This window comes from Mycobacteroides abscessus ATCC 19977 (genome assembly GCF_000069185.1).
Classification (GTDB): Bacteria; Actinomycetota; Actinomycetes; order Mycobacteriales; family Mycobacteriaceae; genus Mycobacterium; species Mycobacterium abscessus.
Window position 1 is genome coordinate 3,355,825 of sequence record NC_010397.1, and the last position, 22,894, is coordinate 3,378,718.

Consider the following 22,894-nt stretch of genomic DNA (forward strand, 5'->3'; position numbering starts at 1 on the left):
GACGCTGCCGCATAGGAATCATCTGCGCCGCTACAACAATCCGAGCATCTGCAGATCGGTGACGTATTTGAGAATGATCGGTGCCGAGATATGTGGAATATCCTGGTCTGAACCAATTTTCGCGCGGCGTACGGCGGCCTGAAACCGATCGGCGGGCGCATAGGACCCGCATGTCGGTGCCGGCGCCCGCAGCTGTCCATGCTGCTTCAATACCATCAACATCTGGAGCACCGAATTCTGGCGCTGCGGGTTCGGTAACGCGCGCAGACCGGCCTCGAACCGCTGCAACCAGACTCCGAAGTTACCGACTCGCTCGATCGGATGACCCGCCTCTACCAACCAGTCGACGAACTGGTCGATTCCGACGCCGTCGTCATGCGGGTTCATCACGTGATAGGTCTCAAACCCATCGGTTGCTTGAGAACCCAAGGTGGCAATCGCCTCTGCGACGAATTCCACCGGTAGACCGTCGAAGTGCGCTCGCTGCCGATTGCCGTGCATGTCAAGCTGATAGAACGATTCGGGCGCAACACCGGTAGCCATGATGCTCAGCACCATCCGGCTGATCGTATCGGCCATATTCAGTTGGCCCGCGTAGCTTGTGTCGGCCATGACCATGCTGGAACGAAATACCGCGACCGGCAGCCCGAACATATCGTGCGCTTCCCTGAGGAGCACCTCGGCCGCCCACTTACTATTGGCATAGCCGTTGGCGTAACCGGCGTCGAGTACGCGACTGGGGCTGATTTCGCGAATGTCGGCGACTTCGGTGAACTTTGACCGATCCACCTGCCGGCCAACATCGGACGTTGACACAAATGTGTAGGGCTTGAGCTTGGCCGTCAGGGCGAGCCGGATCAACTCGGCGGTCCCGACGACGTTGGGTCGGAAAAGTTCCTCATAGGGCAGGACGCTGTTGACGAAGGCCGCCGAATCCACGACCAGGTCGACGGATTCGGCGAGGTGCTCCCATGTCTGCGGCTCTAGTCCCAAATGTGGCTCGCCCTTGTCACCCGCGACGACCTTCAGCCGATCGGCGGCCAACCTGCGGAAAAGGGCCATGAGGCCTGGATCGCCACTGTCGAAGGATTTTTCGAGACGGCTGCGCGCTTCTTCATGAGACGAGCCCCGCACCAAGCAGGTCAGCGTGCCGCCGGCATGCTCCATCTCTCGTAGCCAATGCAGCACCAGGTGGCGCCCGAGGAATCCGGTGGCTCCGGTCAACAGGATCTCTCTCACGTCACCTCGCGGATGGCGTCGTGAGCGGTTGGCTATCAGTGCCGTGACATCGACAAATTTGTCTAGCGTGAGATCGGTGGCCATCACCTGAGTGACTCCCCGCCCGTGTACCGACGCACAGCTCGTTCGTGAACTTTCGGCGATAGGAGACGCACTCACGGCACCATTCAGGCGGGCGCTCAAGCTTCTCACCGACGGTGCGTCGAAAATTGTCCACACTTCTAGGTCGACGTCGAGAGCCGTGTTGATCGCCGCGACGACCCTCATGGCCGAGATTGAATCTCCACCGACGTCGAAGAAGGAGTCCTCGACCCCGATCCGCTCGAGACCAAGTGTGTGGGCATAGATATCGGCGATGGTCCGCTCAACGGGGCTCACCGGCTCTCGATAGCGTGCGGCGTCGTGATAGACGGGCGCGGGCAATGAACGTTTGTCGAGCTTGCCATTGATGGTGAGGGGTATTGCGTCGACCGCGACCACCGCGGCCGGAACCATATACTGCGGAAGTCGCTCCCCCAGTAGGGTTCTGAGCATAGTGGGGTCTGCGGTTCCGGTGACGTAGCCGACGAGACGCTTGTCGCCGGGGCGGTCCTCCCGGACGATGACCGCCGCGTGTTCCACGCCGTCCAACTCGGCCAGCGCCGACCGGATCTCATCGAGCTCGATCCGATAGCCGCGAATCTTGACCTGCTCATCGGTGCGCCCCAGATACTGAAGCTGGCCGTCTTCGCTGTATCGCGCCAGATCGCCGGTGCGATACATTCGCACGCCCGGACGTCCGAACGGGCATGCCACAAAACGTGACCCGGTCAGCCCGGATCGATGCACATAACCGACTCCCACCCCCGATCCGGCCAAATACAGCTCGCCGACTACGCCGGGCGGTACCGGCCGCAACCAGCCATCGAGAACGAACGTAGCCCCGCCGCGCACCGGTGAACCGATAGGCACCGGACTTGTTTTGGGCGACAAGGGCATGCTGATCGCGGCATAGATCGTCGCCTCCGTCGGACCGTAAGCGTTCAGCATCAGGCGGCCAGGCGCCCACCGGTCCACCACCTCCGGCGGGCACGGCTCACCCGCCACGACGACGGCCATGTCGTCCACGCCGTCCCAATCCAGCATTCCTATCGCAGAAGGTGTTTGATGCAGAACACTGACCTTCTCGGTGACCAGCAGATCGTGCAGATGCTGTGGTGAGCCCGCTACAGCCTCTGGTACCACCATCAGGCGCGCGCCGTGCAGTAGGGCGCCCCAGACCTCCCAGACCGAAACGTCGAAGACCATCGAGTGCCACTGCGACCACACCTGGCCCGGGCCCGCGGGCAAGCCGACGGGCAACGTCTCCAATAATTGGGTGACATTACGGTGGGTCACGGCTACCCCTTTCGGCGTACCCGTCGTACCCGAGGTGTAAATCGTGTACGCGATGTCGTCCGGCCGGGGTGCCTGCAACGAAACCGCGGCGGGCTCGTCGACAACGTGCTCGTCGATTACGAGAACGGGAATACTCGATCCGGCCAGGCGTTGGCGCAACTCGGCTGTGGTGGCCACGGCGATCGGTGCGGCATCGGCGAGCATGAATTCCAGCCGCGCCACCGGTACCGCCGGATCAATCGGCAGGTAGGCGGCGCCCGTCTTCAGCACCGCCAGTAGCGCGACGATCGCGTCATCGGAGCGCGGCACCATCAGCGCTATCGATTCTCCGGGTCCGGCCCCGCGCGAGGCCAGCAGCTGCGCCAACCGATTGGCCGCGTGATCGAGCTCGCGATAGGTCATCGACCGGCCTTGGAACGTCAGTGCCACCGCCTGCGGTGCACGGTCGACCTGTCGCGCGAACACCTCCGGGATCGAACTCGAGGCAGCTGTGGCACATGCCAGTACAGCCCGATTGCCCCAACTGTCCAGTCGACCGCGCTCTGCCACCTCGAGCACATCAATCGATAGGACTCGCCGCGCCGGGGCCGCGGTCATCGCCCCCAGAATCCGCCGGAGTCGTTGGACCAGCGCGCCTATGTCGGCGACATCAAACGCGTCGGTGTCGTATTCGATGCGAATGCCGAGCTCATGACCGGGCAGCGCCATCACCGACAGCGGGTAATGGTTGTATTCACGGCTGGTGAATTCGGTGATCCCCAGCTCATGCGTACCCATGAAGGTGCTGACGTCCACCGGGTAGTTCTCGTACAGAAAGAGGGTGTCGAACAGACGATCGTGGCCGGCTAGATGATGAATCTCGTTGAGCGCCAGATGTTCATGTTCAAGAAGATCGTTGTGGATGCTCTGCATGTCGCGCAGCAAATCAGCCACTGTGGTGGTCGCTGTGGCCCGCGCTCGCACCGGCACGGTGTTGATCAGCAGACCCACAACAGAGTCGGCTCCCGTCAACAGCGCCGGTCGACCCGATACCACTGTGCCAAAGGCGACGTCATGCGCTCCGGTCTGCACCATGAGCAACTGTGCCCACGCCGCCCGCAAAACCGTGCTGACCGTGGTGTGCTGCGAGCGCGCAAGATCGCCCAAGGCCCGGGTGGTCTCGGCTGAGATCCGATACGACGCGACACCGCGCGAGCCCGGAACAGATCGCGGAGCAACAAGCGTAGGGGCCTCGAAACCCTCCAGGGCTTTACGCCACGCCGCGCGTGCGGCCTCACGATCTTGCTGAGCCAACCAGCTGACGAAGCCACGGTAGGACGGCGCGGGAGCAAGGGCCTGGCCGAAGTAAATTGCGAAGATCTCGCGCAACAGAATCGGCAGTGACCACCCATCGATCACTACGTGATGGAAGGTCAGGATGAACCGGTGCTTGTCGCCTCCGGTACGCACCAATGCCGACCGGAACGTCGACTTGCCCGCAAGATCGCACGCGGCAACACGCTCGGCGGCGCAGAAGCGCTCCAACTCCTCAGTGGATTCGAATTCGGTTTGTTGCCAACAGATCATCGGGTCGGCCGGGATCACCTGAACCGGCTCACCGAACCGCGTGCAGAATCGCGCCACCAGATTCGGGTGCCGCTTCACGACAGCGTGCATCGCGTTGTACAGCCGGCGCGGATCGACGGCTCCGGTCATCGTGAGGTTCAACTGCACCGCATAGATATCGGCGAGGGCCGTACCTGCCGCGGCACTGTCCGCACGTGCCGCAATGGCGGAGTGAAACAGCAATCCTTGCTGCACCGGCGTGAGCGGCAGCACGTCTGCGACACGAAGACACTTCGTCAGCTCGTCGAGCTCGCCTTGAGTCAGCCGGGCGGGCAGGATGTCGGACGGGGTCAGCCCGCCACCGCCGGTGCGCACGTGAGTGCAGATACCCACGAGTGCCTCAAACCACAGCCGGCTCAACCGCTGAACTTGGATCGCGTCTACCAGCGACGGCGCCCATGTCCAGACCGCCTGTAGCCGCGGGCCTGACTCCACGCTTGACTCCAGGATGCCGGCGTTGAGCTCCACCGTGTGGGCCATGGGCATCGGGACCGTCGAGGACGCGCTCGTCCAGGACAGCCCCTCGTGGCTGATCGTCCAAATATCTTCTGAAGCCTCCGTCGCCCCAGCGCCCAGCCGTCCGAGATAGTTGAATCCGATGGCGGAGTCCGAATGCGGCAGGGCCACTTCCGGATTCAGATATCGCAGCAGGCCGTAGGACAATGGGTCCGGGAGGCCGCGCAGCTGCTCCTTCACCGACTTCACGACGAGGCCCAACGCGGAGTCGCCACCGCTGACCTGCGCCCACGAAAGGTCACCCACCGACAGCGCCGCCGGATATTTGGCGGTGAACCATCCCACCGTCCGAGACAGATCAATATCGGCGGCCAGCTCTTCGGCGCGGCCATGGCCTTCGAGGTCGATGCCGATGGGAGCACCGCCCGCACCCAGGAATTCGTTCCAGGCCAGTGCAAAGGCGATGAGCAAAACGTCTTGCACCCCAGCATGGAACGCGGCCGGTACCTCACCGAGCAGCATCCGTGTGACGTCGGCGTCCAGAGCCACCGACAACGTGCCCGCGACGGCGTAGGTGTCTACGCCGGGCCGAACCACCGGCAGCGCGGGCGGTACCGCCGACACCGACCGCCAGACATCCGCCGACTCCACCACACCCGCGCTTAGTGCCTGCTCCCGAAGCAGTGACGCCCATCGAGCGAAAGACGTCCCTGCTCCCGAGAGCGCCACGTCCAGACCGCTGCGACGTTGCGCCCAGGCGACATTCAAGTCTTCCAACAGGATGCGCCACGACACCCCGTCCACCGCCAGGTGATGAATCACCAACGCCAGCTTGCCCTCGGCGGGCGCCCACAAGGCGCTGAGCATCGCTCCGGCTCCCGGATCCAAGCGCGAACACGCTGCTTCCACGGCCTCATCGGAGAGCGCTTCGACAGTACGAATACACGCTCGCGCATCCACAGCGCCCTTCTCGGGCACGCGTAGTGACCACCCACCGTCATTGTTTTCGGCGTGCAATCGGAGAGTCCCGTGGTGGTCCAGCAGCGCCTGAAGCAGAACAACGATGTCGGCTTCAGCGGCTCCTGCCGGGGCCTGCAGGACCACCGTCTGATTGAACCGCTCAACGGGGCCCGGCACGCTATGCAACCAGTGCATGATGGGGGTCGGCGCGACGGGCCCGATGCCATCGTCCACATTCCGGATCTCGTTCTCGGCCAACGTGACCACCCGGGACAACCGGGCCACGGTCTGCTCCACGAAGATGTCCCGCGGACGGCACAAGACACCAGCCGCCCGCGCCCGGCCGGCAACTTGCATCGCCAGAATACTGTCGCCGCCGAGGTCGAAGAACGAGTCGTCGGCGCCAACCCGATCAACACCGAGCACTTGGGCATATATGCCCGCTAGTGCCTCCTCGACGGGAGTGGACGGCGCCCGGAAATCCACACCGGAGTATTCGGGTGCGGGCAGCCCTTGCTTGTCCAGCTTGCCATTCACGGTCACCGGCAACGTCTGCAGCGCCACCACGGCAACCGGAACCATGTAAGCCGGGAGTTGCTCGGCCAGTGCGGCACGAGCACCGACCGGATCTGCGCCTCCGGTGATGTAGCCGACGATCCGCTTGTCGCCGGGACGGTCTTCGCGGACGATCACCGCCGCCTGCCGTACCCCGTCCAGTCGCACGAGTGCGGCCTGAATCTCGCCGAGTTCGATCCGATATCCGCGGATCTTGATCTGCTCGTCGGCCCGCCCCAGATACTGCAGTTGCCCGTCGGCGCCCCATGACACCAGATCCCCCGTCCGATACATACGGTCGCCCGGCATCCCGAACGGACAAGCCACGAACCGAGCCCCCGTCAATGCCGTACGGCGCCAATAACCCGACCCGACGCCCGCGCCCGCCAGATATAACTCGCCGATAACCCCGTCCGGGACCGGTCGCAGCCACCGATCGAGCACAAAGGACGCCGCATGCGCCACCGGTGAGCCGATGGGGACCCCATGCCCTTCCGATCCTGCGCTCAGGGGTGCGCTCTTGCACGCCCACATGGTGGTTTCCGTCGGGCCATAGACGTTGACCATCACCCGGCCCGGAGCCCACCGATCCACCAACTCGGGCGGGCAGGGCTCGGCACCGATCACCAACGCCGTCGCTTCCAGGCCATCCGGCGAGAGCACCCCCGCCGCCGACGGCGTTTGGCTCATGACGGTGACTCGCTCCCCCATCAAGAGGTCGTGAAAATCCTCCGGTGTGCGCGCCACGGAGTCGGGTACGACCACCAGGCGGCCACCGTGCAGAAGCGCACCCCAGATCTCCCAGACCGAGAAGTCGAACGCGTAGGAATGGAACTGCGTCCACACCTGGCCAGGTGCCAACTCCACACCGATGTCCAGCCTGTCGAACAACTGAACGACGTTGCGTTGAGTAACCGCAACGCCTTTGGGAACACCAGTGGTACCCGATGTGTAAATGAGATGGGCAAGGTCTTCTGGAGACGGCATCGGTGGAGCCGTGCAGGGCTGAGTACACACAGCGGGATCGTCGACATCGAGCACCGGCACCCCCAGCCCATGCAGCCGGTGCGCCAGAACGGCCGTAGTCACCGCGGCGACAGGAGCTGCGTCGGTGAGCATGAACTCGATCCGTGTGGTCGGGAGCGCGGGATCGATCGGCAGATAGGCCGCACCCGACTTGAGGACAGCGAGGATCGCCACTATCGCCTCGGTCGAGCGCGGAAAAAGCAGGGCCACAAACTGTCCCGGGCCTGCGCCTGCGCCCACGAGCAGGTGGGACAACCGGTTCGCGGCCTCATCGAGTTCGCGGTACGTCATGGACTGACCATCGAAGGTCAGCGCCAATGCCTCAGGAGTGCACTCCACTTGCCGCGCGAACACCGCAGGAATCGACGGCATCGTGTCCGGGCACTCTTTCAGCACCGCCTGGTTGCCCCACGTGGCCAGCTGGGCATGCTCGTCGTCATCGAGCAGGTCCAACGACGACAATGTCCGGCTGGGATCAACGCTCATGACCGCCCCTCGCGTCAGCTTTCAGCGCAACCCGCGGAGGACAATTGGTCGACCAGCCGTTATCCGCATCGCCGATCCACTTCTCACCCCGCCGGTACCGCGATCCTGATTGAACTGCGGTGCTCGCAGGCGGTACAACCTTTCGACCGACACCGAAATGTCGACTTCGTTGCCGTCCGCCATCGACGGCTTCACCCAGCGCGACGTTTCTCGGGCGCGCCAGAAAGTATGGGCATATGGTGGTGGAATGCTCGTCATAGCGGTCCGGAGCAGGCTGTAGGTCAGCGTGCTACGCCTCATTTTCACCGCGAATGACCTTGCCTTGACCCGGTTTCTGCCTATGCCCGCCCCCTTGTTGGAAATGAAATTTGCGACACGCGCGCTACGGCGTGGGATTCGTACCCCGTGGGGTGAGCGGTGGCGTTGCCATGCGTTGGCGGCGTTCCCGATCGCGACGGCGCCGGGGCGGGCAGTGGTGAGCCACTTTTCGTGGTCATTGTCGCCGACCGTGCTGGGTGACGATTTCGACGAAGGCATGCAATCCATAGAAAAACTGGACCGGCGGCAGGCACAGGCAGAGTTGGCCGTCTTCGGACGCGGGCCCACCGAAGGCGCAGGGGCGCCACACTATCTCCGGCACGCCATCGCGGGCGATCGTGAGGCCACTAGGGCGTTGGGGCGCATGACAAAAGACGCATACAGGGCGGTGCTGGAACCGTACTGGCCGGAAATCCAGGCGAACCATCAGATCGAACTTGTCAGGCAAGGGCGCGCGATGGCGCGCCATGGCGTGCGGGCCGCACTCGGCATGATCATTCCAGGGGCGCGCTGGAATGGTGATTGTCTCGAAATCGACAGTCCGCAACGGCACACCATCGCGTTACGCGGTCGCGGCATGGTCTTGACGCCCAGCATTTTCTGGGCTGGGCCACCGCTGGTCGGCGAACTCGACGAACAGCCGGTGGTCCTCGCGTATCCCGCACCCATCGATTTGACCCTCACTATCGGCACCGAATCCGATCCGCTCGCGGCGATTCTCGGATCGACCCGGGCGGCCGTGTTGCGCCTGCTGGCTGAGCAACACACCACCGGTGACATCGCCCGCAATCTCGGGATCAGCCCCGCGTCGGCCTCGGAGCACACCTCGGCGCTGCGGCACGCCCGCTTGGTGCGCAGCCGTCGCGACGGCAAGGCGGTCATTCACGACGCCACCGCCCTGGGAATGGACCTGATCGACGCCAACCGCCGGTAGCCGGCAGTGGCGGTTACAGCATCGGAGCCACCTCGGTAACAATTGCGCGCGGCGCTGTTGACAACTGGCGTTGTTAACGTTTCCAATACTAGGTAGCAAACCGCTCCCTGGGAGGCAACGATGCCAAGCACAGCTGCACACGCCACAACACCACGTTCGGCAGGCATGCCGCCGCGAGGTGACGCCAAAGCCCGGATCTGGCGGCGCGGAGAGGGCGCCACCCCCGCCGGTCAACGCACCGGCCCCGACGGGCATCCCGATTTCGGGTATTTCGGCCCCGATTCGGTGACCTGGAGGGTATTCCTGCACCCCTCGGTGGCACCCATGATCGTCCTGGTGACCGCGCTGCTGGAGGGCAGTCACGAGGGATTGCAAGCCGTGGAGATCAACCACGATCCGGTGTTCACCAAGAGCAAGCGCAATCAGGTCGACTTCGATGACACGGTCAAACGCATTCAGCGCACCGCCGGCGTCCCGATACCGATCATCTTCGGTGACACCGCGAGTGCCGATGCCCTCGCCGCGCACCTGCGCCACTATCACCGCAATATGAAGGGCATCATCCCGGGCACCGATCGACCCTACGACGCCCAGGGCCCCGCGCTGGTGCTCTTCGCGCACGTGACGATCATGCATGCGGCGCTGCGGATCTACGAGAACACACCCGCGCCGGGGCGCCTCATCCCCCGGCGGCTACCCAAGGCCGAACGGGACCAATTCTTTGCCGAGGTAAAGACATTCGCAGAGCTCATGGGCGCCGATCCGGACACCGTGCCGGTGACCTCCGATGAGGTGGCGGCCTACTACGAATCCATCGAGTCCGAATACCGGATGGTGAAGGGATTCGTGCCGGGCGGCGCGCGATTCGCACTATCGGTGATCAGAAACGCGCGAGGATTCGGCGGGCTAACGGCCGCCGCCGTCGCCGCGATCACCCTCGTCACCGCGGTGCCCTCGGTGGCGGTGGTTCCGCCAAAGGTGCGGCGCCATTTGGGAATTCCGCGGATCGCCGACCCGGTGCTGGCCATGCTGCTGCGGGTGGCGCAGCCCGCCTTCGTACCGTTCACACTCGAGCCGCTGGCTCGGGAGATCTCCCGGCTGTTCATCGGAGACGACGGTATTACGTTGGGAGAGAACGCCCGCGAGCTCATGGAGCGCTCGGCGTAGCGCTCACACCCGCAGCGCGGTGAACGGCGCGACGGGGATCAGTCTGATGACGAACCAGGCGACAAAGACCACCGCGATGATGGCCGGTGTCCGCCCGCGCAACCAGGGCGGATTCCAGCCTGATTCCCCCCGCCAGCGGCTGGCGGTCCACGCGACGAAACAGGCCGCGAGGAAACCCGCGGCCACCAGACCAACGGCGTTGTACCGCAGTGCGCCCAGCACGTCGCCATGCATCAGCGAGTAGGCCATGCGCAGTCCCCCGCAACCGGGGCAGTCAAGTCCGGTGAGTGCCTTGAGCGGGCACACCGGCAGCACTCCCCCGGGAGTCGTCGGGTCGCCGAACCAGACCGCTGCGCAGCCCGCAGCCGCTGCGCCCGCCACGACGGCGGGGGCAGCCAGGCGGGAGACGACGGTGGATGGACGGGAGGTGGTCATCGCGTTCCAGTATCCACCGTTCCGGGTATGGCCACAGTCGCATACTCGACGGACACCATTCCCGTCGAGCACAGACCGCGGAAACGCAAAAGCCCCCGTCACTCCGGAGAGTGCGGGGGCCTTGCGTTCAGATCAACAGAGACTAAGCGGTCTCGGTGATGGGCCGGTCGACCCAGCTCATCAGGTCGCGCAGCTTCTTGCCGGTGACCTCGATCGGGTGCTCGGCGTTCTCCTTGCGCAGACCCTCGAGCTCCTTGTTGCCACCCTCGACGTTGGCGACGAGGCGCTTGACGAAGGTGCCGTCCTGGATCTCCTTGAGGATCTGGCGCATCCGGTCCTTGGTCCCGGCATCGATAACACGGGGACCGCTCAAATATCCACCGAACTCAGCGGTGTCGGACACCGAGTAGTTCATGCGGGCGATGCCACCCTCGTACATCAGGTCGACGATCAGCTTGAGTTCGTGCAGCACCTCGAAGTACGCCATCTCGGGGGCGTAGCCGGCCTCCACCATGACGTCGAATCCGGTCTTGACCAGTTCCTCGGTGCCACCGCAGAGCACGGCCTGCTCACCGAACAGATCGGTCTCGGTCTCTTCCTTGAAATCGGTCTTGATGACGCCGGCGCGGGTGCCACCGATGCCCTTGGCGTACGACAGCGCGAGGGCCTGGCCCTCACCCTTGGGGTCCTGGTGCACGGCGATCAGTGCGGGCACACCCTTGCCGTCGACGAACTGGCGACGCACCAGGTGGCCGGGGCCCTTCGGGGCGACCATGGCAACGGTGACGTTGGCCGGAGGCTTGATCAGCCCGAAGTGGATGTTCAGACCGTGTCCGAAGAACAGCGCATCGCCGTCCTTGAGGTGCGGCTCGATCTCGTTCTTGAAGATCTCGGCCTGCGCGGTGTCGGGCGCCAGGATCATGATGACGTCGGCCCACTTGGCGACCTCTTCGGGGGTATCGACCTCCAGCCCCTGCTCGGTGACCTTCTCGCGCGACTTGGAGCCCTCACGCAGGCCGACCTTCACCTGAACGCCGGAGTCGCGCAGGCTCAGCGAGTGCGCGTGCCCCTGGCTGCCGTACCCGATAACGCCGACCTTACGTCCCTGAATGAGGGTCAGGTCCGCATCGTCGTCGTAGAACATCTCAACTGCCACTTGCTTGATTCCCTTCGGCTTTTCTCTTCGGTACTTCTCTTTTAAGTACTACTTGGCGGCGGCGATAGACCGCGGGCCGCGCGAGAGCGCGACAACGCCGGATTGCACGATCTCCCGAATACCGTACGGGTCGAGCATCCGCAGCAGTGCATCCAGCTTGGACTGGGTGCCCGTCGCCTCGATGGTCACCGACTCCGGCGACACATCGACCACCTTGGCGCGGAACAGGTTCACCACTTCGATGACCTGTGCACGCACCGTCGCGTCGGCGCGCACCTTGACGAGCATCAGCTCGCGCGCCACCGAGTTGTCCTCGTCCTGTTCGACGATCTTGATCACGTTGATGAGCTTGTTCAGCTGCTTGGTGACCTGTTCGAGCGGAAAATCGTCGACGGTGACGACGATTGTCATGCGCGAAACGTCTTTGAGCTCCGTCGGGCCCACCGCCAGCGAGGCGATGTTGAAGCCACGGCGGGAAAACAGTGCGGCGACGCGGGCGAGCACACCGGGACGGTCCTCGACCAGAACGCTCAGGGTGTGGGTACTTGTCATTCGTCTGCCACCAATTCGTCGTCGTCGAACAGCGGCCGGATGCCCCGGGCCGCCTGGATCTCGTCATTGCTGGTGCCGGCGGCGACCATGGGCCACACCTGAGCGTCGGCACCGACGATGAAGTCGATGACCACCGGGCGGTCATTGATGGCGCGCGCCTCTTCGATCACCTTGGCCACGTCTTCTTCACGCTCGCAACGCAATCCGACACAACCCAGCGCCTCGGCCAGCTTCACGAAATCGGGGATGCGGCGCGAGTGTGTCGCCAGATCCGTCTGCGAGTAGCGCTCCTCGTAGAACAGGGTCTGCCACTGGCGCACCATGCCCAGATTGCCGTTGTTGATGAGCGCGACCTTGATGGGCACACCCTCGATGGCGCAGGTCGCCAGCTCCTGGTTGGTCATCTGGAAGCAGCCGTCACCGTCGATGGCCCACACCTCGGCCTCGGGCCGCGCCATCTTGGCGCCCATGGCGGCGGGCACCGCGAAGCCCATGGTGCCCAGGCCCCCGGAGTTGAGCCAGGTGCGCGGGTTCTCGTATTTGATGAACTGCGCGGCCCACATCTGGTGCTGACCCACACCCGCCACGTACACCGCGTCGGGTCCGGCGATCTTGCCCAGCGTTTCGATGACGAACTCCGGGCCCAGGCTGCCGTCGTGCTGCGCGTCGTATCCCAGCGGATACGTCTTGCGGACATCCGACAGGTACTCCCACCATTCGGAGAGAGGATCGGCCACCGTGCCGGCAGCGCGGTCCGCCCGGATCGCCTCGATCAGCTCGATGATGACGTTCTTCACGTCGCCGACGATCGGCACATCGGCATGCCGGTTCTTACCGATCTCGGCCGGGTCGATGTCGGCGTGAATCACCTTGGCCTCCGGCGCAAACGAGTCCAGCTGCCCGGTAACCCGGTCATCGAATCGGGCACCCAGGGTGATCAGCAGATCGCTGCGCTGCAGTGCGGCCACCGCACCGACCGTGCCGTGCATCCCGGGCATACCCATGTGCAGCTCGTGGCTGTCGGGGAATGCACCGCGCGCCATAAGGGTGGTGACGACGGGGATGCCGGTCAGTTCGGCCAATTCCTTGAGTTCCGGGGAGGCGTCCGCACGGATGACACCGCCGCCGACGTACAGCACCGGGCGCTTGGCGGCGGCGATGAGCCGGACCGCCTCACGAACCTGCTTGCCGTGCGGCTTGGTGACCGGCTTGTAGCCGGGCAGGTAGATCTGCGGCGGCCAGCTGAACGTGGTCTGTGCCTGCAGGATGTCCTTGGGGATGTCCACGAGCACCGCACCGGGACGGCCGCTCTGCGCGATGTAGAAGGCCTCGGCGATCACCTTCGGGATGTCCTCGGCGTTGCTCACCAGGAAGTTGTGCTTGGTGATGGGCATCGTGATGCCGGAGATGTCGGCTTCCTGGAAAGCATCCGTACCGATGAGGCCGCGACCCACCTGGCCGGTGATCGCCACAACCGGGATCGAGTCCATCTGCGCGTCGGCCAGCGGGGTGACCAGGTTGGTGGCACCGGGGCCGGAGGTGGCCATCATGACGCCGACCTTGCCGTTGGCATGCGCGTAACCGCTGGCGGCATGCCCGGCACCCTGCTCATGACGCACCAGCACGTGGCGCACCTTGGTGGAGTCGTAGAGCGGGTCGTAGACGGGCAGGACCGCACCACCGGGAATGCCGAAGATCACTTCGACGCCGAGCTCCTCAAGCGACCGCACTACCGACTGCGCGCCGGTGACGCGCTGGGGTGCGACGGTGTTGGGTTCCGGGGCTGTTCCTGGGGCCCGCCCAGAAGCAGAAGCCGGCTTGGGCTTTGCGGGAGCGCTCATTGGTGGTCTGTCCTCTTGTTGTGGCCGTACTGAAAACCTATGGCAACAAAAAACCCCCGCCAGCGGTCTGCTGTACGAGGGTTGCGCGTCGAGTGTGCGCGAGTTGCCTTGGACTCGGGCTACGCGTCGACGCGCATACCGATTACTACGAGCAAGGCTTGGTTGTTCACAACGCGCACGGTAGTCGTTTCTGGAGGTCCGAGTCAAATCCCGTTCCGCCTGCGACGCACCGAATGAGAAGCAGACCCCACCGTCGGCGACAATGAAGCAATGGCCGAGGCGAAACGCACAGTGATCCGGACGTCCCCGATGGCGCACTTTGTCACCGGGTTTCTGGCCCTGGGCATGTTGAGCTTTGTCCTCGCACTTCCCATCCTGGCGCCGCTGCTGCTCATCCCGATCGGCCTGTCGTACGCGATCGCGCGCTACCGCACCGCCGTGAACGCCGAGTCCGCACAGATACGGACCCTGACGTCCACCAAAACAGTGCCGTGGTCGCAGATCGAAGGTCTCACCTTCGACAAACACGCCTGGGCGCAGGCCAAGCTCACCGACGGCAGCACCATCCGGTTTCCCGGCGTCACCTTCTCCACCCTGCCGATCCTGTCCGCCGCCAGCAATGGCCGCGTCCCTAATCCCTACGAGGGCGTCAGGCGCGACTAGGCGGCGACCGCCCGCTCCTGGATGCCCCAGGGCGCCCCGAACGTATTGAGCCGATCCAGGAACGGCAGGCTGTCGAACGCCTCCGGCCCCAACACACCGGCGCCGCTCCACACGCCCTCGGCCAGCAGCTCCAGAGCCACCACCGGGTTCACCGCGGTCTGCCACACCACGCATTGCGCGCCATCGCGGGCCATCGTCCATTCGTTGTCGACGACATGGTGCAGATAGACCTCCCGGGGCCGACCGTCTTTGCCGGTGCCGGTGACCCAGAGACCAGCACAGGTGGCGCCACGCATCAGGTGCCCGAGCCCAGCCGGATCGGGTAAGCATGCGGCCACCACATCGCGTGGGCTGACGGCCGCGGTGCCGCCGTTGGCGTGCACACTCACCGGGGCGGTGCTGTCCAAACCGACCAGGTGCAGGGTGCGCAGCACGTTGATGAACTCGGCACCGAGCCCGTACTTGAACGTGACCCGCCGGGCGTTGACCCAGCGCGGCATGAGCACCACTTCCTCATGCTCGACGTTGACGCACTCGACAGGGCCGATACCGCCCGGGAAATCGAAAACCTCAGGCTCACTGAAGGGTTCGGTGGTGAAGAATCCCTTGCCGCGTTCCCAGATAAGGGGCGGGTTGAGGCATTCCTCGATGGTGGTCCAGATGGAGAACGAAGGGGCGAACCGATACCCCCGCACCTCCAGGTTGGAGCCGTCCCGGGTACCCAACTCGTCGATCTCGGAGAACAGGTGATCGGCGGCGTACCGCGCGAACACATCACTGAGACCCGGCTCCACACCGATGCCCACCAACGCCAACAGCCCTGCGGCCTTCCACTTTTCGGTGGCCGCGAACTGCTCATCTCCCAGCATGACGCCGGGCAGCTCGTAGGGCTTGTCCGGATGACGATGCGACAGACTCATCGCCATGTCGAGGTAGGTCACCCCTGCCGCGAAACAGCCGTCGAACACACTCATGACGAAGCGGGGATCGACCGCGTTGAGCGCGTGGGTGATTCGGTGTTCTCGGCACAGCGCGGTCACATCGTCGGCGCAGGAGGCGTCGATCCGGGCCGCCATGAATCGGGAATCTCCGAGACGGTCCACCACCGCCTGCGCTCGCGCGATGTCGTAATCCGCGATCACCAGGGCCTCGAAGAAATCCCGCCGCGCCGCGATGAAGGCGGCCGCACTACCCACTCCCCCGGCGCCCACGATCAGTATTCGCATGGCTATAACCGGGCCCAGGCTTCGGTGAGCACACCACGCAGAATCTGCTCGATCGCTTCGAATTCTCGGGGCCCGCTGATCAACGGTGGCGCAAGCTGAATGACCGGGTCACCCCGGTCGTCGGCGCGGCAGTACAAGCCCGCGTCCCAGAGCGCCGCGGACAGGAAGCCGCGCAGTAGTCTTTCGCTTTCTTCGTCACTGAAGGTGGTCTTGGCGGCTTTGTCTTTGACCAGCTCGATTCCGTAGAAGTATCCCTCACCACGCACGTCACCGACGATCGGCAGGTCGTAGAGCTTCTCCAAGGTGGCGCGGAATACGGGCGCGTTCTCCCGCACCCGGTCGTTGAGTCCCTCGCGCTCGAAGATATCCAGATTGGCCAGTGCCACTGCCGCCGAAACAGGATGTCCGCCAAATGTGTACCCGTGCGGGAAGGTGGTCTTGCCGTCGTTGAACGGTTCAAACAGTCGGTCGGTGGCGATCATCGCGCCGATCGGCGAATAGCCGGATGTCATGCCCTTGGCACAGGTGACGATGTCGGGCTGGTATCCGAAGTCCTCGCAGGCGAACATCGACCCGATGCGGCCGAAGGCACAGATCACCTCGTCGGATACCAACAGCACGTCGTACTCGTCGCAGATTTCACGCACCCGTTCGAAGTAGCCCGGTGGCGGCGGAAAGCAACCACCGGCATTCTGCACGGGTTCCAGGAACACCGCCGCGACGGTATCGGGCCCCTCGAACTCGATGGCCTCGGCGATCCTATCGGCACAGTATTGCCCGAATGCCTTGGAGTCGTGCGCATATGGTTCCGGTGCGCGATAGAAGTTGGTGTTGGGCGCGCGAAAGCCGCCCGGTGTCAGCGGCTCGAACGGCGCCTTGAACGCGGGCAATCCGGTGATCGCCAGCGCACCCTGCGGGGTGCCGTGGTAGGCGATGGCCCGCGAGATCACTTTGTGTTTTCCGGGTTTTCCGGTCAGCTTGAAGAACTGTTTGGCCAGCTTCCACGCGCTTTCCACCGCCTCTCCGCCACCGGTGGTGAAGAAGACACGGTTCAGGTCGCCCGGCGCGTACCCGGCGAGGCGATCAGCGAGCTCGATCGCCGGCTCGGTGGCATAAGACCACAGCGGGAAGTAGGCGAGTTTTTCGGCTTGACGGGCCGCGGCCTGCGCCAGTTCGGCACGGCCATGCCCGGCCTGCACGACGAATAGCCCCGACAATCCGTCGATATAGCTCTTGCCACGATCGTCCCAAATCCTCACCCCCTCACCCCGGGTGATGATCGGCGGCGCGATACCGGCACCGTGACGGGCGAAGTGCCCCCACAGATGCCGCGAGGACTTCGCGTGCAGATCGCCGGAAAGGTCTTGTACTACATCGACGGATGTCACCGTGTACCCCAATTATATTGCTGTTTAACTAATTTCAGATAGACCAGGGTTTCCGTGGAGGTCACTCCTGGCACCGCGCGGATCTGCTTGTTGAGCAGGTCCAACAGGTCGTCGTCGTCCTCGCAGACCACCTCGACGATCGCGTCGAAAGTGCCCGCGGTGAGCACCACGTAATCGACGGCTTCCAGTTCGGACAGACGGTCGGCCACCTCGGTGGTGTCTCCTGAGCATCTGATGCCGATCATCGCCTGACGCTTGAATCCGAGCTGCATGGGATCGGTGACGGCGACGATCTGCATGACACCTGCATCGATCATCCGTTGCACACGTTGGCGCACGGCGGCCTCGGAGAGCCCTACCGACTTGCCGATGGTCGCGTAGGGGCGCCGCCCATCTTGCTGAAGCTCCTCGACTATCGCCTTGGAAACCTCGTCGAGCGGGAATGCCGCGGAGCCGTTGCTCGGGTCGGCGACCCGCAACAGTCGTCGTGTCTTGTTGGCCACGAGCTTGATTGTGCACGGATTCCGTCGTATTTCGCAACGGTTATCGATGAATAGGCGTGAATAGCGCAGATTTGACGATGGAATCGGTGGATGTCAGGCCTCCGATTAGATAGCGTGGGCAGGGTGAGTGTTCCCAGCAGCTGGATCAACGGCCGACCCGTCGCGACACACGGAGACACCCATCGTGTGATCAATCCGGCAACCGGCGAGGCCGTCGCAGACCTGAAACTGGCCACTACCGCCGATGTCGACGCGGCGGTGGCGGCAGCACGCGCCGCCGGGCCCGCCTGGGCCTCGTCCACGCCGGTCGACCGTTCCAGCGTCTTGGCCAAGTTGGCCGCCGTCCTTTCCGCAAATGCCGACACACTGGTTGCCGACGAGGTGGCGCAGACCGGCAAGCCGGTGCGTTTGGCCTCCGAATTCGATGTACCCGGAAGCATCGACAATGTCGAGTTTTTCGCGGGTGCCGCAAGGCATCTGGAAGGCAAGGCAACGGCCGAGTATTCCGCCGACCACACCTCCAGCATTCGGCGCGAGGCCGCCGGGGTGGTCGCCACCATCACCCCGTGGAATTACCCGCTCCAGATGGCGGTGTGGAAGGTGCTGCCCGCGCTGGCGGCGGGATGCACCGTGGTGATCAAGCCCAGTGAGCTGACCCCGCTGACCACACTGACCCTGGCACGCCTTGCGGCCGAGGCCGGGTTACCCGAGGGCGTACTCAACGTTGTCACCGGGCGCGGCGACGACGTGGGCTACGCGCTCGCCAGCCACCCGGATGTCGATCTGGTGACCTTCACCGGTTCCACGGCAGTAGGACGAAAGGTGATGGCGGCCGCGGCAGTTCACGGTCATCGAACCCAGCTGGAGCTCGGCGGCAAGGCTCCGTTCGTGGTTTTCGATGACGCCGACATGGATGCCGCGATCGCGGGCGCGGTTGCCGGAGCGATCATCAACTCAGGCCAGGACTGCACGGCCGCCACGCGGGCCCTCGTCGCCCGCGACTTGTATGACGACTTCGTCGCCGGCGTCGGCGAGGTGATGAGCAAGGTCGTCGTCGGCGATCCCCTCGATCCGGATACCGATATCGGGCCACTGATCTCGGCCGCCCATCGCGCCAAGGTATCGAGCATCGTGGACCGCGCCCCGGCGCAGGGTGGCCGAATAGTCACCGGCGCGACCGCTCCAGATCTGCCGGGTTCCTTCTATCGGCCCACACTGATCGCCGACGTCGCGGAGACGTCCGAGGTCTACCGCGACGAAATCTTCGGACCGGTACTGACCGTGCGCCCGTTTACCGATGATGATGACGCGCTACGACAGGCCAACGACACCGCATATGGCCTTGCCGCCTCGGCCTGGACCCGTGATGTGTATCGCGCACAACGTGCGTCACGCGAAATCAGGGCCGGATGCGTATGGATCAACGACCACATTCCGATCATCAGCGAGATGCCACACGGTGGCTTCGGCGCCTCCGGATTCGGCAAGGACATGTCCGACTACTCCCTCGAGGAGTATCTCACCGTCAAGCACGTGATGAGCGACATCACCGGCACCGCAGACAAAGACTGGCACCGAACAATTTTCGCCAAACGTTAAGCGCGCGCGTCCATATTGTCGTTGATGAGCGCCGCAAGGCGGGTCAGACTGTCGGTCATCGCACGACGATCGGCGACGGAGAGTTCCTCGAAAACCTCCTGCTGCCGTGCCCGAAAGGCCGACTGCGCCTTGATCACCCGCGCGCGCCCGCCAGACGTCAGCCCCACCAATACCAATCGATCATCGGATGATGAGCGGGTGCGCGCGACTACCCCCCGCTCTTCCAGCTGCTTGAGCGCACGGGTGGCCGTCGGCACCGCCACGCCCGCCGTCCCGGCGAGCCTGCTCACGGACATCGACTCCTGATCAAGCAGCGGCGCCAGCAGCTCAAGCTGCGAACGACTCATGCCCGCCTGTGTCCCCGCGGGCGATGTCCTGCCCCGGCGCATGGCGAAGTAGAGCGCATCCGTGGCCGCCACCAGCTCTTCGATCTCACGGGCGCTGTCCCCACTCGACTGTCTTGGCACCTACCCAGTGTAGGGGTTAGCATGGTAATAGTTAGCATGCTAACTTAATCGGGTGAAGCCAGTGAAAGGACGGACACATGCGGGTAGCGATCATCGGCGCCGGGATTGGTGGACTCACCGCAGCAGCAGCGTTGCGCGCCAACGATATCGACGTCATCGTCTATGAAAAGGCACACGAACTACGCGAAGTGGGGGCGGGCGTGGTCATTGCGAACAATGGTCTGCGTGCGCTCGACGAAGTGGGATTGGGTGATCGCGTGCGCGCCGTCGGCACACAGATCCGGCGCACGCTCTGGCACACCTGGCAGGGAGAAAGCGTTCCGGTACCGCCCGCGTGGCCGGCGGTGAGCCCCGATCGCCCGGTGACCTCCCTACCCGTGCATCGTGGCGAATTGCAGCATGCCTTGCTGGGCGCATTGCCCGCGGGGACCGTACAGCTGGGACGTCCCTGCCAGGACATCGTCGAGACGGCCGATGAAGTGCGCATCATCTTCGCCGACGGTTCCGAAGAACGCGCGGATGTGGCGGTGGGCGCAGATGGCATCCACTCCGCCGTGCAGCGCGTGGTAGCCGATCCGGTCGAGCTGTCCAGCGACGGCATCATGGCCTATCGCGGCCTGATTCCCGTCGAACGCCTCGATGGCGTCATCGATCTGAATTCCATGCAGATGTGGTTGGGCCCCGGGCGCAGCTTCTTGATCTATCCGGTCTCGCGGGGACGGCTGCTCAATGTGGTGGCGTTCACCCCGAGCAACCTGGATGCCGAGGAATCCTGGACCGCCCCAGGCGATGTGGCGGAGTTGTCCGCCGAGTTCGCAGGGTGGGACCAGCCGGTCCAGCGAGTCGCCGGAGCAATGACCGAGACCTTCCGGTGGGGGCTGTATGACCGGAAGCCGTTGAACCGCTGGACAACCGATCGGATCGCGCTACTCGGGGATGCCGCGCATCCGATGACACCGCACCTCGGTCAGGGCGCCAACATGTCGATAGAGGACGCCGTCGTGCTGGCCACCGTGCTCGCGGGGGCATCCGCGACCGAAGTCCCCCGGCGACTGTCGTTGTACGAATCCCTGCGACGTGACCGCACCAGCCGGGTGCAGCGCAATGCCCGTCAGTCTGGGCGCGTCTATCGCTCCGTCGACCTGACGGCACAACAGCAGGCCGCACAGCTCACCGAGATCCTGGCCGACAACTGGATTCCGGACTACGACGCCGCCGCGACAGCCGGAACGGCACTGGCCACGCTCTAGTCCTTGGTGAATTCCTCGCCCGTTTGCGGATTTACCGCCACCTCTCCTTCCGGGAGGTTGGACAGGTCACCCGCGATGACGGTCTGCTGCGCCTCGACGGCGTCCGGTAGCCCGAAATGGGTCGTCGCCGCGGCGGGGGCCAGCACGAGATCGGCGCTGCGCCGTGGCAACGTCTGTCCTTGGAAGAACGGCGGGGCCGCCACCCGCCACAGCATCATCAGCACCACCCCCAGGACCAGGGCACCGACGCCGACTACCGCGACGGCCCCGACGCCGAACACGGTGACGTTGTTGCCGTCGTCGTCAATGAGCCAGTTCGGCTTGGCGTACTGGATGAGCCCGTAGATGAAAACGACCGTCAGGGTGGCCCCGCCCGCCAACGGCATCACGCCGCGCATCATCAGGTCACGGAAGCTGGTGGTCAGTCTCTTGCGGTAAAACCACGCGCACGCGAAACCGGTGAGCCCGTAGTAGAAGGCGATCATCAACCCGACCGAACCGATGAGCGCGGTCAACAGGTTGGTGCTGATCGCGGTGAACAGCACGTAGAAGACGATGGAAATCGCACCCATCGCAATCGTGGACGTCGACGGCGTCAGGTACGTGCGGTGAATCGACGCAAACGAATCCGGCAATGCCTTGTACACACCCATCGAAAGGGTCGTGCGGGCCGTCGGCAGGATCGTGGTCTGCGTGCAGGCCGAGGCCGACGTCAGGATGGACGCCGACAGCAACAACATCCCAAGATGCCCGACAAAGCTGTCGCCGAACAGTTCCGGGCCGATGGCCTTGAATACGTCGGCGGCGTTCTCCTGATTGCCCAGCCCGACACCCTCGGTGCCCACACCGGCGAATGCCACTGCGGCCACGCTCACCAGCGCATAGGTGGCCAGCAGCAAGAACGTCGAGATGACTGCCGCACGGCCCGGTGTGCGCCCGGGGTCGTCCGACTCCTCGTTGCAGGCCACGGCGGTGTCCCAGCCCCAGTAGATGAAGATCGTTGTCAGCACTGCGGGGGCGATGACGGTGCCGAAGTCCATGCCACCGGGCCAGAACCAGGACAGCGACGGCAGCAGCGAGTAGCTCTCGGCGTTATGTGTGTAGACCTTGATCAGGGCGACCACCGCGAAGGCGATCAACACCACCACCTCGACGGTGAGCAGCCAGTACTGCAGCCGCGCCGATACTTCGATGCCCCGATAACAGATGTAGGTCATGATCACGATCCAGATGACGCCCGCGACCGTGGACCACAGCACGCTGTCGGCCAGGCCCGAGGCCGCCGACCAGCCGAGGTCTCCGACAAAAGTGAACGAGTAGGCACCGGCGACCTGGGCGAGGTTGGCCAGGCAGATCACGTCGGCGGCGATGATGCCCCAGCCGCCCAGCCATCCGACGATCGGCCCGAAGGTGCGCGAGGCCCAGGTGAAGGTGGTGCCGCAGTCCGGTTCGGCCTTGTTCAGCTCCTGGTAGGCCACCGCGATGAGATACATCGGGATGAACGAGATCAGCACGATCGCGGGCGCCTTGACCCCGGCGAGCAGGGCGCCGCCGCTGGCGACAATCAGTCCGAGCGTCGCGGCGAGACTGTAGGCGGGCGCGGTGGAGGCAAGCCCGACCACCACGCTGGACAACAGACCCAGCGCTCCGCCCTTGAGTCCCTTGCTCTCTACCGGGATATCTGAACTCAT

General features: G+C 64.4%; 15 protein-coding genes. 5 read left to right on the plus strand and 10 right to left on the minus strand.

Annotated features, from left to right (window positions below; genetic code table 11):
* Positions 1–30 precede the first annotated feature (30 nt).
* Positions 31–7,704: a non-ribosomal peptide synthetase gene (locus tag MAB_RS16820; protein ID WP_012296655.1), complete on the minus strand. Its 7,674-nt coding sequence runs from the start codon at positions 7,702–7,704 to the stop codon at positions 31–33.
* Positions 7,705–7,990: 286 nt separating this feature from the next.
* Here MAB_RS16820 and MAB_RS16825 point away from each other — a divergent pair, with 286 nt between their 5' ends.
* Together MAB_RS16825 and MAB_RS16830 are read left to right on the plus strand one after the other, a co-directional pair.
* Positions 7,991–8,956, plus strand: a complete 966-nt coding sequence (locus tag MAB_RS16825; protein ID WP_005125531.1) for an ArsR/SmtB family transcription factor — start codon at positions 7,991–7,993, stop codon at positions 8,954–8,956.
* 120 nt (positions 8,957–9,076) lie between these two features.
* Positions 9,077–10,123, plus strand: a complete 1,047-nt coding sequence (locus MAB_RS16830; protein WP_005111745.1) for an oxygenase MpaB family protein — start codon at positions 9,077–9,079, stop codon at positions 10,121–10,123.
* A 3-nt stretch (positions 10,124–10,126) separates the two neighbouring features.
* Here the strand turns inward: MAB_RS16830 and MAB_RS16835 are convergent, their stop codons facing one another.
* From MAB_RS16835 to MAB_RS16850, 4 genes are all read right to left on the minus strand, one after another.
* On the minus strand, positions 10,127–10,558 hold the full coding sequence (locus MAB_RS16835) for a DUF2752 domain-containing protein (RefSeq protein ID WP_005111747.1): 432 nt from the start codon (positions 10,556–10,558) through the stop codon (positions 10,127–10,129).
* A 142-nt stretch (positions 10,559–10,700) separates the two neighbouring features.
* Positions 10,701–11,702, minus strand: coding sequence for a ketol-acid reductoisomerase (gene ilvC, locus MAB_RS16840; protein WP_005069737.1), 1,002 nt, complete (start codon positions 11,700–11,702; stop codon positions 10,701–10,703).
* A 60-nt stretch (positions 11,703–11,762) separates the two neighbouring features.
* Entirely contained in the window at positions 11,763–12,266 is a 504-nt protein-coding gene (gene ilvN / locus MAB_RS16845; RefSeq protein WP_005056841.1) for an acetolactate synthase small subunit, read from the minus strand.
* On the minus strand, positions 12,263–14,107 hold the full coding sequence (locus MAB_RS16850; RefSeq protein WP_012296656.1) for an acetolactate synthase large subunit: 1,845 nt from the start codon (positions 14,105–14,107) through the stop codon (positions 12,263–12,265). The genes ilvN and MAB_RS16850 overlap by 4 nt, the downstream gene beginning before the upstream one ends.
* Before the next feature lie 270 nt (positions 14,108–14,377).
* On the opposite strand from MAB_RS16850, the gene MAB_RS16855 reads away from it, so the two are divergent.
* Entirely contained in the window at positions 14,378–14,770 is a 393-nt protein-coding gene (locus MAB_RS16855; protein WP_005111750.1) for a PH domain-containing protein, read from the plus strand.
* Here MAB_RS16855 and MAB_RS16860 read toward each other — a convergent pair.
* From MAB_RS16860 to MAB_RS16870, 3 genes are read right to left on the minus strand one after another with little or no spacing between them, the layout of a single operon-like run.
* Entirely contained in the window at positions 14,767–15,996 is a 1,230-nt protein-coding gene (locus MAB_RS16860; protein WP_005111752.1) for a saccharopine dehydrogenase family protein, read from the minus strand. The two genes, MAB_RS16855 and MAB_RS16860, sit on opposite strands and share 4 nt — an antisense overlap.
* 2 nt (positions 15,997–15,998) lie before the next feature.
* Complete coding sequence (locus MAB_RS16865) at positions 15,999–17,384, minus strand: aspartate aminotransferase family protein (RefSeq protein ID WP_005093964.1); 1,386 nt, start codon at positions 17,382–17,384, stop codon at positions 15,999–16,001.
* Entirely contained in the window at positions 17,381–17,887 is a 507-nt protein-coding gene (locus MAB_RS16870) for an Lrp/AsnC family transcriptional regulator (protein WP_005111753.1), read from the minus strand. The genes MAB_RS16865 and MAB_RS16870 overlap by 4 nt, the downstream gene beginning before the upstream one ends.
* A 123-nt stretch (positions 17,888–18,010) precedes the next feature.
* On the opposite strand from MAB_RS16870, the gene MAB_RS16875 reads away from it, so the two are divergent.
* Positions 18,011–19,486, plus strand: a complete 1,476-nt coding sequence (locus MAB_RS16875; RefSeq protein WP_005130390.1) for an aminobutyraldehyde dehydrogenase — start codon at positions 18,011–18,013, stop codon at positions 19,484–19,486.
* On the opposite strand, the gene MAB_RS16880 is transcribed toward MAB_RS16875, so the two are convergent.
* A complete protein-coding gene (locus tag MAB_RS16880) occupies positions 19,483–19,953 on the minus strand; it encodes a MarR family winged helix-turn-helix transcriptional regulator (RefSeq protein WP_005093965.1) in 471 nt (156 codons plus the stop codon). The genes MAB_RS16875 and MAB_RS16880 overlap by 4 nt on opposite strands.
* Positions 19,954–20,030: 77 nt before the next feature.
* Between MAB_RS16880 and MAB_RS16885 the strand changes: the two genes are divergently transcribed.
* Entirely contained in the window at positions 20,031–21,203 is a 1,173-nt protein-coding gene (locus MAB_RS16885) for an FAD-dependent monooxygenase (protein ID WP_005081395.1), read from the plus strand.
* Here MAB_RS16885 and MAB_RS16890 read toward each other — a convergent pair.
* Positions 21,200–22,894, minus strand: a complete 1,695-nt coding sequence (locus MAB_RS16890; protein ID WP_005081393.1) for an APC family permease — start codon at positions 22,892–22,894, stop codon at positions 21,200–21,202. The two genes, MAB_RS16885 and MAB_RS16890, sit on opposite strands and share 4 nt — an antisense overlap.